This window comes from uncultured Aquincola sp., assembly GCF_964001545.1.
Lineage (GTDB): Bacteria > Pseudomonadota > Gammaproteobacteria > Burkholderiales > Burkholderiaceae_C > Aquincola.
In genome coordinates this window covers 1-9,925 of sequence record NZ_CAXFDV010000440.1, presented here as the reverse complement: position 1 = coordinate 9,925, position 9,925 = coordinate 1, and the positions used below count along the sequence as shown (strand labels likewise).

Genomic DNA, 9,925 nt, shown 5'->3' with positions numbered 1-9,925 from the left:
AATCACGCAGACAGCGGGCACCACCATCGTCGTCGGCGGTCAGACGACGGTCGCGGCGCCGGGCAGCAACATCACGCTGGACGGCGCGAACAACGACTTCCAGGGTGCGTTCAACGCCACCGGCAACAACGTCACGGTGGTCGATGGCACCGGCGGGCTGGTGATCGGCAACATCGCGGCCGCTGGTGGCTTCAACGCCACGAGCACGGGCGGCGACGTCACGCAGCAGGCTGGTTCGGTGATCACGGTGGGTGGTCAAACCACCGTCGCGGCGCCGGGCAGCAACATCACGCTGGATGGTGCGAACAACGACTTCCAGGGCGCGTTCAACGCCAGGGGCAACAACATTGCAGTGGTCGATGGCATCGGTGGCCTGGTGATCGGCGACATCACGGCCGCTGGGGGATTCAATGCCACCAGCATCGGTGGTGCCATCACGCAGCGGCCCGGCAGCAGCATGGTCGTGGCGGGTGTGGCCCAGCTGTCTGCACCGGGCTCCGGCATCACGCTGTCTGCGACCGGCAATCGCTTCGCTACCGCGCCGGTGCTCAATGGCGTCAAGTCGGGCACGGAGGCGCCGCCCGTCGCGCCGACAGTCACTCCGCCGACGGTACCGTCCTCAGTTCCTGCGGTCGTTCCTCCGGTCGCGCCACCGCCTTCGCCCCCGGCCGTACCACCTCGGGTCAGGCTGGCGGCTCCCACGGTGCTGCCACCTCTCATGCCGCCGGCCGTGCTGCCGGTGCCGGAGGCCGCACCGCTGGCCATCGACGCCTCGGTGCTGATGGCCGGCCCGGTGCCAATGGCGCAGTCGCCCGTGATGTTCGAAGGCGTCAGCGTGCAGCTCTCGCCAGCCCCGACGCCAGAGGGCGAAGCCCTGGTGACCGTGCGTGTACCGCAGCCGCTGATGGCCACCGGCTTCAGCTTCGGGCTGCCCGGGGCGCTGACCGCCGACCTGGCAGGCGACGCCCCGGTCGCGGCCACGCTGGAAGACGGCGAGCCGCTGCCCACCTGGTTGCACTTCGATGCCCGGCGGCGCCAGTTCAGCGCCACGGCGGTGCCGCCTCAAGGGCTGCCGTTGCGCGTGCGCCTGCGCCTGGGCGATCGCAGCGCGGTGGTGGTGCTCACCGCCGCGTGAGCGCCCAGTACCGCCGGGCCGCCCCAAGGCTGAGAATTCTTGGGGCGAACTAGCCAGTCGCCAGTCGCAAGATCGCGTCGCGCAGGTGCCTGAAGCTGCAGGACGCGTTTCGATCCAGGTGCATGTGCGGCGCAATACGTCGCGCACCGTCCCGCTTCTGGTAGCCCGGCAGATGGCGGCGCAGCTCGGCTTCTGGAGCGGCGATGCGGTCAGGGTCGCGGTACTTGGCGCTTCGTGCCAGTGCGGCCAGACGGGGCTGCTCAAATGCCTTTGCCACCGCCGGCCAATCGCCCAGGAAGAAGCTCTCGAGCTCATGGCAGGCGATGCGCACCACGGCATCGGGCCGGCCTGCCTCGTCACACCGGGCGCGCAGGGCGGCTTTGACCGCATGGCAGTCGCCGCTGTCCTTGTCGCGCAGCACCAGGAAGCGTGAGTTGGGCAGCTGCCAGTAGCGCATCTTCAGGGCCATGCGCTTTTCCATGTCCTGCTTGCCCTCGAACACGAGGAAATGCGGCTGCACGTCGTCGGGCAGCCAGCGGGGCAGCCACACGGCCAGGGCGTCGCGTTCGGATGGCCCTTCGAGCAGGAAGACCAGGTGCCTCATCGCGGATCAGCGCCGCGGAACAGGCCTTCCTTCCACAAGTAGCCCATGCGGTCGCCGTGCGCCATGTAGGCGGCCAGCTGCGCATCGTCGGCGGCGCGGTGCACCTGGGTGTAGCCGTCGACCTTGCCGAGCCAGAACACCTCGTCCAGCTTGACGGCGTTCAGGAAGTCGGGCGAATGGGTGGAGACGAAAACCTGGCCGCCCCGGTCGGCGTAAGACCTGAACTCTTCCGCCAAGTCCCAGAGCAAGGTGGGATAGAGCTGGTTCTCGGGCTCTTCCACGCACAGCAAGGGGTGCGGCTGCGGGTCGTACAGCAGCACCAGGTAGGCCAGCATCTTGATCGTGCCGTCTGACACGAAGCGGGCCAGGAAGGGGTCCTCAAACGCGCCGTCGGAGAACTTCAGCAGCACGCGGCCTTCTTCGGTGGTCTTCGCTTCCACGTGGCTGATGCCGGGCACCCGGTGCTTCAGGCGGTCGAGGATGCCCCTGAACACCTGGGGGTGCTGCCGGTGCAGGTACTCAACCACCAGCGACAGGTTTTCGCCTTCGCGGCTCAGGTGGTCGGCAAAGCCAGCCTCGGCCTCGGGCCGGGCGCGGCTGATGTGAAAGTCGGACAGGTGCCAGTTCTCGATCAGATTGCCCAGGGCCACCACCGCCGGAAAACGCTCGAACTGCGCCAAGCCCTTGATGGCCAGGATGTCCGGACTCTTCAAGGTCTGGGTTTCTCGCATGAGCTGGCTTTCGTCGGCCACGCCTTCCAGCTCATTGGTGACGGCGGCACCTGTGCCGTAGGCAAAGTCCAGGAACTTCCAGGGCCGGCCCCCGCGATTGCCCCGGTTGTAGCGCAGCACCTCGCGCGCCACCACCGGTCGGCCGTCGCGCTCATCCACATGCAGCTCGTAGGTGATGCGGCGTGCGTGGCCGTCGGCCAGCGTGGTGCGGATCTTCAGCTCGATCTCGATGGGGCCGCTGGCGCCCCGGCTGCGCACTTCCTGGAAGCCCCGGCTGCCGCCCAGGCGTGCCAGTGCCGTGGTCACGTTGCCGGCCATCGCATCGCGCAGAAAGGCAAACACGGCGAACAGCGTGCTCTTGCCGGTGCCATTGGCGCCGACCAGCACGCAGAACCGCGGGATGTCCTTCATCTGCACATCCCGGAAGGCCCGGAAGTTCTTCAGCCGGATCTGCTCGATCTGCATGCCTCAATCCCCCCGCCGGAACACGATCACCATCGAGCCCGGCACGCGGCCGTCCACGTCCTTGGGCAGGCCGTCGGTGCGGTCGATGGCGCGCAGCACCGCGTCGTCCCAGGCCTTGACGCCGCTGCCCTTGACCAGGCGGCGGCCCAGGATGGTGCCGTCGGGTGCGGCGCGCACTTCCACTTCGGCCACCGGGTTGCCCGGCACGTCGTCGGTGAGCACGATGTTGGGCCGCACCCGGGCCACGATGCGGCCGGCGTAGCTGGCCGACGGGCCGGCGTCGCGTTGCGCCGTGCCGCGGGCATCGGGCGCGCCGGTGGCGCCGGCCTGGCCCATCATGCGGGCCAGCTGTTCCTTGCGCACCTGTTCGCGCCTGGCTTCGGCGGCCTTCTCGGCCTTTTCCTTTTCAGCCTTTTCCGCCTTGTCCCTGGCGGCCTGGGCCTGCTGCTCGGCACGCTCCTTCTTCTCGCGCTCGGCCTTGTCCTTCTCGGCCTTCTCGCGCGCGGCGGCCTGCTGCTCGGCGCGCTCCTTCTTCTCCTGCTCGGCCTTCTGCTTGGCTTCGCGCTCGCGCTTGTCGGCCGCGCGCTGGCGCTCGGCCTCGCGTTCTTCGCGCTCCTTCTGTTCCTTTTCCTTCTTGGCCTTTTCCACCGCGATCTGCGCGTCGCGCTCGGCCGGTGCCGGCTTGGGCGGCGGCGCAGGCACCGGCTTGGGTTCGGGCCGCGGGGCAGGCGCGGGCGGCGGCGGTGCCGGCGCCGGGGCGGGCGCAGGTGCAGGGGAGGGTGCAGGAGGTGGCGGCGGCGGCGGTTCGCCCCGCGGCGCTGCCTCTTGCGGGCTGGCGGCCCACAGCTCGGCGGTCACGCCTTCGGGCGTGCTCACGCGCCAGTTGGTGGCCAGGGCGATGGCGGCGATCAGCGCCAGGTGCGCCAGCACCGCAGCGGCGGCGCCGGCGCGCATGCCGCCGGGTTGTTGGGGGCGCAGTACATCGACGGCTTGTTCGTCGGCCATGCCCGGTCAGCCCCCCGCCTTGACCGACAGGCCCACGCGCTGGATGCCGGCGCGCTGCAAGGTGTCCATCACCTTCACCACGGTGTCGTACTTGACGTTGCGGTCGGCGGCAATCACCACCGGCACCTGCGCGTCGCCGCTTTGCGCGGCCCTCACGTTGTCGGCCAGTTCCTTGAGCGTGACCTTGCGTTCGTTGCCGTCGGAGGCCAGCTTGATGCCGCCGTCCAGCGCCACCTGCACGTCGATCTTGCGGCTTTCGGCCTGCTTGGCCTTGCCGACGGTGGGCACGTCGATGGTGCCGGTGGTGATGAGCGGGGCGCTGACCATGAAGATGATCAGCAGCACCAGCATCACGTCGATGAACGGAACCATGTTGATCTCGTTCATCGCGCGGCGCCGGCGGCCACCGCCTCGGGAGTTCAGGGCTGCCATGGTGCGGGCCTCTTCAGCGCGCGGCCGGCTGGGTGGCGTTGCGCTGCAGGATGTTGGAGAACTCCTCGATGAAGGTCTCCAGCTGGATCGCGATGCGGTCGATGTCGCGGGCGAAGCGGTTGTAGGCGATCACCGCCGGGATGGCGGCGAAGAGGCCAATGGCCGTGGCCACCAGCGCCTCGGCGATGCCGGGCGCCACCGTGGCCAGCGACACCTGCTGCAGGTTGGCCAGGCCGACGAAGGCATGCATGATCCCCCACACCGTGCCGAACAGGCCCACATAGGGGCTGACCGAGGCCACTGAGCCGAGGAAGCTCAGGTTGCTCTCGATCACGTCCAGCTCACGCTGGTAGCTCGCGCGCATCGCGCGGCGGGCGCCGTCGAGCTGGGCGCCGCCGTCCAGGCGCTTTTCGCGCAGCTTCAAAAATTCGCGCATGCCGCTGGCGAAGATGCGTTCCATCGGCGCCGTGGTCTTGGACGAGGTGGCGGCCTGCTGCAGCTCGGTCAGGCTGCGGCCCGACCAGAACTCGCGCTCGAAGCCTTCGTTCAGGCCGCGCACGCGCTTCAGGCCGACCAGCTTGCCGAAGATCACCGTCCAGCTGATCAGCGAGACGGTCAGCAAGCCGGCCATCACGATCTGCACGACGAAGCTCGCATGCAGCACGAGCGAGATGATGGACATGTCCTGGTTCATGGATGCGTGGCGATGTCGGGCATCGCGTCGAGAAGGGGAATCGGAATACGGCGTGGCCGGAAGGTTCCAGGCTCCACACAGGCGATGCGTACCTCGCCTTCGGCAAGCAGCTCGCCCGCGCGGCGCGCATGCTGGCGCAGGGTGAGCGTGGCACGGCTGCGTTCCGCCAGTACCACGTCGATGTGAAGCAAGTCGTCCAGCCGCGCCGGCTTGAGGTGGCGGGTGCGGGTGTCCGTGACCACGAACATCGCGCCGCCTTCTTCCTTGAGCCGTTGCTGCTCATGGCCCAGCGAGCGCAGCCATTCGGTGCGCGCCCGCTCGAAGAACTTCAGGTAGTTGGCATAAAACACCACGCCGCCGGCGTCGGTGTCTTCCCAGTACACCCGCACCGGGAACTCGAAGTGCGCGCCGCTCACAGCGCCTGCGAAAGCCGGCGCACGGCTTCCTCGAGTTGCGGCAGGCTGTTGGCAAACGACAGCCGCATGAAGCGCTCGCCCGCATGCGGGCCGAAGTCGCGCCCGGGCGTCAGCGCCACATGGGCCTTGTGCATCATGTCGAAGCAGAAGTCCCAGCTGCTGCTCGCATGGGCCGAGACGTCGCACCACACGTAGAAGGCGCCGTCGGGCAGCACCGGCACGCCGAAGCCCAGCTGCTGCAGCGCCGGCACGATGAAGTCGCGCCGCGCGCGGAAGGCGGCGCGCCGGTCTTCATAGGTGGCGATGGCCTCGGGCGTGAAGCAGGCCAGCGCCGCCTGCTGCGCCACGCTGGAGGCGCAGATGAACAGGTTCTGCGCCAGCCGTTCCACCGGCGCCACGAGGCGCTCGGGCAGCACCATCCAGCCCAGCCGCCAGCCGGTCATGCTGAAGTACTTGCTGAAGCTGTTGATCGAGATGACGTCTTCGCCGAACTGCAGCGCGCTGGCCGCGAACTGGTCGTCGTAGCTCAGGCCCAGGTAGATCTCGTCGACGATGGCAAAGCCGTTGCGCTCGCGCACGGCCTGCACGATGCGGCCCATCTCGTCGGGCGCGATGGACGTGCCCGTGGGGTTGGAGGGCGAGGCCAGCAGCACGCCGCGGGTGCGCGGGCCCCAGGCCGCCTGCACCGCGGCCGCATCGAGCTGGAAGCGCGACTCGGCACCGGCCGGCAGCAGCACCGCCTGGCCGCCAGCAGCGGCCACGAAGTGCCGGTTGCAGGGGTAGCTGGGGTCGGGCAGCAGCACCTCGTCGCCCGGGTTCACCAGCGCCAGCGTGGCCAGCTGCAGCGCGGCCGAGGCGCCGGCAGTGACCACGATGCGCCGCGCCGGCACATCGAGCCCGAAGCGCTGCGCATACCACTGGCTGATGGCCTCGCGCAGCGCCGGCAGGCCGGTGGCGGCGGTGTACTGGGTGCGGCCGGCGCCCAGGCAGGCCTGCGCGGCCTGCAGCACCGGCGGCGGCGCGGTGAAGTCGGGCTCGCCGATGTTGAGGTAGATCATCGGCCGGCCGCCGAGCGCCGGGTCGCAGGCGGGGCTGCGGGCGATCTCGTCGGCCGCCTTGGCGCACTCCATCACGTAAAACGGGTCGATGAACCGGAGGCGGTCGGCAAGCGGTGGCGACATCTCTGACAAGGGCGTGGCGCGGCAGGCGCGCCGGTCGCGGAAAAATGAGCAGTTTAGTTCGGCCGCCCGGCACGGCCCGGCAATTGCCCCCTGCTGGGCAGACGCCGGCAGGGCAGGGCTTGCGCCTATCGCTGCCTGCCACGTGGGCACTTCAGAATGACGAGCAGTCTGGCCGCGGCGGCCCGGCGAGCCGCGGTGGTCAGCATGAACCGGCAGTACGACCTCCTCATCGTGGACGACGACCCGACCCAGATCGTGGTGCTGGGCGCCATGCTGCGGCCCTTCGGGCAGGTGCGCTTTGCCAAGCGCGGGGCCGATGCGCTGCGCCTGGCCCGCCAGTCCATCCCCGACCTGATGCTGCTGGACCTGCAGCTGCCCGACATGGACGGGGCGGCGGTGCTGGCCGAGATGCGCCGCTCGCCCTTGCTGGCCGAGGTGCCGGTGCTGGTGCTCAGCGGCACCGAGCCTGCGCAGGCGCTGCCCGGGCTGCATGGCCTGGGCGTGGTGGCCTGCCTGGCCAAGCCGCCCGACGGCCCGGTACTGGCCGCCTGCGTGCAGGCCGAGCTGCAGGCCGCGCTGCGCCGCCTGGCGCAACGCCGGCCGCGCGGCAGCGGCGAGCCGGCGGCGGCCTTCAACCGCCGCTGCTTCGACCTGCTGCTCGGCCTGGCCTGCCAGGATGGCCCGCGCGAAGGCCCGCTGGCCCTGCTGCGGCTGGCGCCCACGGCCTTGCAGCCGGCGTGCGATGCACCGGTGCTGGAAAGCCTGGCGCGTGCGGTGCGGGTGGCCGCGCGCCGGCCCGGCGACTGCATCGGCCACCTGGGCGCCGATGGCCTGGCCCTGCTGCTGCCCGACACCGATGCCCGGGGCGCGGCCTGCGTGGCCCGGCAGCTGCTGCAGGGGCCGGGCTGCCCCGCCGGCCTGGCTGCCGGCTTCGTGGTGCTGGCACCGGCGGCCCCGGGCCTGCCCCCGGTGGCGCCTTCGATGCTGATGGGCGCTGCCGAAACCGCGCTGCAGGCGGCCCGCGCGGCGGGTGCGGGCCAGGCCCGGCAGGTGCTGTGGCAGCGCGGCGTGGGCGCGGGCCGTGCGTTGCCGGTGCCCGGGCTGGACAACGGCCTGGGCGTGGTGGCGGACGTCGCCGCGGCGGTGGGCAGCCCGGCCGGCCCCACCCTGGCCGCCGAGCTGCCCGCCGCCGGCGCCACGCCCGGCCAGACGCCCACCGCGGCGCCCACAGCAGCGCTCACCGCGGCGCCAGCCGGCCGGCCGCCGGGGGATGCGGTTTGACGATGCCGGGCCGGCGGCCGGCGCGCAGCATGCTGCAGACCTTGCACCGGCCGGGGGTGGGGGCATCGGCCTGGCTGGCGGCCGGCCTGTTGTGCGCAGCGCTGCTGGCCTGGCACCAGGCCCGCAACAACCGCGCGCTGGCGCAGTCGCGCTTCGATGCGCAGGCCGCGGTGGTGGCCGACCGCCTGATGGCCCGCATGCAGGACTACGAAAAAGGCCTGCGCGGTGCCCGCGGCGTGGTGGTGGCCGCGGGCGACCGGCTGAGCCGGCCGCTGTTCCGTGCCTACCATGAGTCGCGCGACATCGACCGCGAGTTTCCCGGTGCGCGCGGCTTCGGTGTCATCCGCCGCGTGCTGCCAGGGCAGGAAGCGGCCTTCGTCGAAGCCGCTCGGCAGGACGGCTGGCCCCAGTTCGCGCTGCGGCAGTTCGCGCAGCACGACGGTGAGCGCCACGTCATCCAGTACATCGAGCCGGTGGAGCGCAGCCCCGGCGCGGTGGGGCTGGACATTGCGTCCGAGCCGCGCCGCCTGGCGGCCGCGCAGCGGGCCCTGCGCACCGGCCTGGCTTCGCTCACCGCGCCGGTCACGCTGGTGCAGGCGCCCGACCGGCTGATGCATTCCTTCCTGCTGCTGCTGCCGGTGTATGCCGCGGGGCAGCCGGTGGCCACCGAGGCCCAGCGCAGCGCTGCCTGCATCGGCTGGGTGTATGCGCCGCTGTCCATCGACGACGTGCTGCGCGACTTCGAGCTGCGCGAGGTGGGCTTTGCCGTCGGCCTGTCCGATGCCGCGCCCGGGGGGCCGGCCGAGCTGTTCTTCACCTCGCCGGGCTTTCACACCGGCGCGGTGCCCGGGCTGCAGGCCGAGTTGCGGCGATCGGTGTTCGGCCGCGAATGGCACCTGTCGGTGCGCGCGCAGCCGGCCTTCGTGCAGGGCCTGAACCTGTTGTCGCCCTGGCGGGTGCTGGCCGCGGGCGTGGTGGCCTCGCTGCTGCTGGCGGCGCTGGTGTACGTGCACCTGCGCAACCGGCGGGCCGAATGGCGCGCCCAGCAGCAGCAGCAGCGGCTGGCCGCGCTGCTGGAAGCCTCCAGCGACGCCATCATTGCCGAGTCGCCGGCCGGCCAGGTGATCGGCTGGAACCGCGCGGCCGAGCGCATCCTGGGCCATGGCGCCGCGGAGACCATGGGCCGGCCGCTGGCCAGCGTGCTGATGGCCGAAGACGGCCGCCTGCCGCACGCCGAGCTGCGCGAGCGGGTGATGGCCGGCGAGCCGGTGCCCGCGTTCGACGCCGTCTGCCGGGTGCGCGACGGCAGCCTGGCCGAGGTGTCCATCGCCTTGTCGCCCATCCGGGGCGAGCGCGGCGAGCTGACCGGCCTGGGCCTGACCATCCGCGACGTGGGCGCGCGCAAGGCCGCCGAGCGCCGCCTGCGCGAGCTGAGCGCCACGCTGGAGCAGCAGGTCACCGACCGCACCGCCGCGCTGGAAAATGCCCGCCGCGACCTGCAGACGCTGCTCGACGCGCTGCCCTCGATGGTGGGCTACTGGGACAGCCAGCTCGTCAACCGCTTTGCCAACCAGGCCTACCACCGCTGGTTCAACCTGCCGCCCGGCACGCTGCCCGGCCGCCGGCTGCAGGACGTGGCCAGCCCGATGCTGTTCGAGCGCAATGAGCCACGCATCATGGCCGCGCTGGCCGGCCAGCCGCAGACCTTCGAGGTGGCGCTGCCGCCGCTGCAGGGCCAGCCGCCGCGCCAGGTGCTGGCGCACTACCTGCCCGACCGGGTGGACGGCCAGGTGCGCGGCTTCTATGTGCTGGTGCACGACGTCACCGAGCTGACCGAGCAGCGCCGCCAGCTCGATGCGCTGGTGCAGGAAAGCCGCAACGCCCAGCGCGAGCTGGCCGACCGCGAACGGCTGCTGCGGCTGGCCATCGATGCCTTTCCCGGCGTGCTGGCGCACTGGGACACGCAGATGCGCTGCACCTT

Annotated in this window: 10 protein-coding genes; 3 read left to right on the top strand and 7 right to left on the bottom strand. The window is 71.3% G+C overall.

The annotated features are described in order from the left end of the window. Window positions 1-1,135 (top strand): hypothetical protein (locus ABNT58_RS14985; protein ID WP_348754260.1); only part of this gene is annotated, 1,135 nt, incomplete at its 5' end. Between the two features lie 49 nt (window positions 1,136-1,184). Here ABNT58_RS14985 and ABNT58_RS14980 read toward each other — a convergent pair. From ABNT58_RS14980 to ABNT58_RS14950, 7 genes are read right to left on the bottom strand one after another with little or no spacing between them, the layout of a single operon-like run. Next, window positions 1,185-1,739: a DUF4276 family protein gene (locus ABNT58_RS14980; RefSeq protein WP_348754259.1), complete on the bottom strand. Its 555-nt coding sequence runs from the start codon at window positions 1,737-1,739 to the stop codon at window positions 1,185-1,187. Further along, window positions 1,736-2,935: an AAA family ATPase gene (locus ABNT58_RS14975; RefSeq protein ID WP_348754258.1), complete on the bottom strand. Its 1,200-nt coding sequence runs from the start codon at window positions 2,933-2,935 to the stop codon at window positions 1,736-1,738. Before ABNT58_RS14975 ends, ABNT58_RS14980 begins: the two co-directional genes overlap by 4 nt. A 3-nt stretch (window positions 2,936-2,938) precedes the next feature. Beyond that, a complete protein-coding gene (gene tolA, locus ABNT58_RS14970; RefSeq protein WP_348754257.1) occupies window positions 2,939-3,940 on the bottom strand; it encodes a cell envelope integrity protein TolA in 1,002 nt (333 codons plus the stop codon). Between the two features lie 6 nt (window positions 3,941-3,946). Next, a complete protein-coding gene (tolR, locus tag ABNT58_RS14965; protein ID WP_348754256.1) occupies window positions 3,947-4,372 on the bottom strand; it encodes a protein TolR in 426 nt (141 codons plus the stop codon). Window positions 4,373-4,385: 13 nt separating this feature from the next. Next, window positions 4,386-5,066, bottom strand: a complete 681-nt coding sequence (gene tolQ, locus ABNT58_RS14960) for a protein TolQ (protein ID WP_348754255.1) — start codon at window positions 5,064-5,066, stop codon at window positions 4,386-4,388. Then, window positions 5,063-5,482 (bottom strand): tol-pal system-associated acyl-CoA thioesterase, encoded by a 420-nt coding sequence (gene ybgC, locus ABNT58_RS14955; RefSeq protein WP_348754254.1) that lies wholly within the window; start codon window positions 5,480-5,482, stop codon window positions 5,063-5,065. Before ybgC ends, tolQ begins: the two co-directional genes overlap by 4 nt. Then, window positions 5,479-6,663 (bottom strand): pyridoxal phosphate-dependent aminotransferase, encoded by a 1,185-nt coding sequence (locus ABNT58_RS14950; protein ID WP_348754253.1) that lies wholly within the window; start codon window positions 6,661-6,663, stop codon window positions 5,479-5,481. Before ABNT58_RS14950 ends, ybgC begins: the two co-directional genes overlap by 4 nt. A 204-nt stretch (window positions 6,664-6,867) precedes the next feature. Between ABNT58_RS14950 and ABNT58_RS14945 the strand changes: the two genes are divergently transcribed. Next, window positions 6,868-7,944 carry a response regulator gene (locus tag ABNT58_RS14945; protein WP_348754252.1) on the top strand — a complete coding sequence of 359 codons (1,077 nt, stop codon included), beginning with the start codon at window positions 6,868-6,870 and terminating at the stop codon, window positions 7,942-7,944. Between the two features lie 29 nt (window positions 7,945-7,973). Further along, the coding region (locus tag ABNT58_RS14940; RefSeq protein WP_348754251.1) for a CHASE domain-containing protein at window positions 7,974-9,925 on the top strand (1,952 nt) is incomplete at its 3' end.

Coding starts and splice junctions, on each gene's coding strand:
- ABNT58_RS14975 (WP_348754258.1), bottom strand. CDS start 2,935: ATGCAGATCGAGCAGATCCGGCTGAAGAACTTCCGGGCCTTCCGGGAT.
- tolA (WP_348754257.1), bottom strand. CDS start 3,940: ATGGCCGACGAACAAGCCGTCGATGTACTGCGCCCCCAACAACCCGGC.
- tolR (WP_348754256.1), bottom strand. CDS start 4,372: ATGGCAGCCCTGAACTCCCGAGGCGGTGGCCGCCGGCGCCGCGCGATG.
- ABNT58_RS14980 (WP_348754259.1), bottom strand. CDS start 1,739: ATGAGGCACCTGGTCTTCCTGCTCGAAGGGCCATCCGAACGCGACGCC.
- ABNT58_RS14945 (WP_348754252.1), top strand. CDS start 6,868: ATGAACCGGCAGTACGACCTCCTCATCGTGGACGACGACCCGACCCAG.
- tolQ (WP_348754255.1), bottom strand. CDS start 5,066: ATGAACCAGGACATGTCCATCATCTCGCTCGTGCTGCATGCGAGCTTC.
- ABNT58_RS14950 (WP_348754253.1), bottom strand. CDS start 6,663: ATGTCGCCACCGCTTGCCGACCGCCTCCGGTTCATCGACCCGTTTTAC.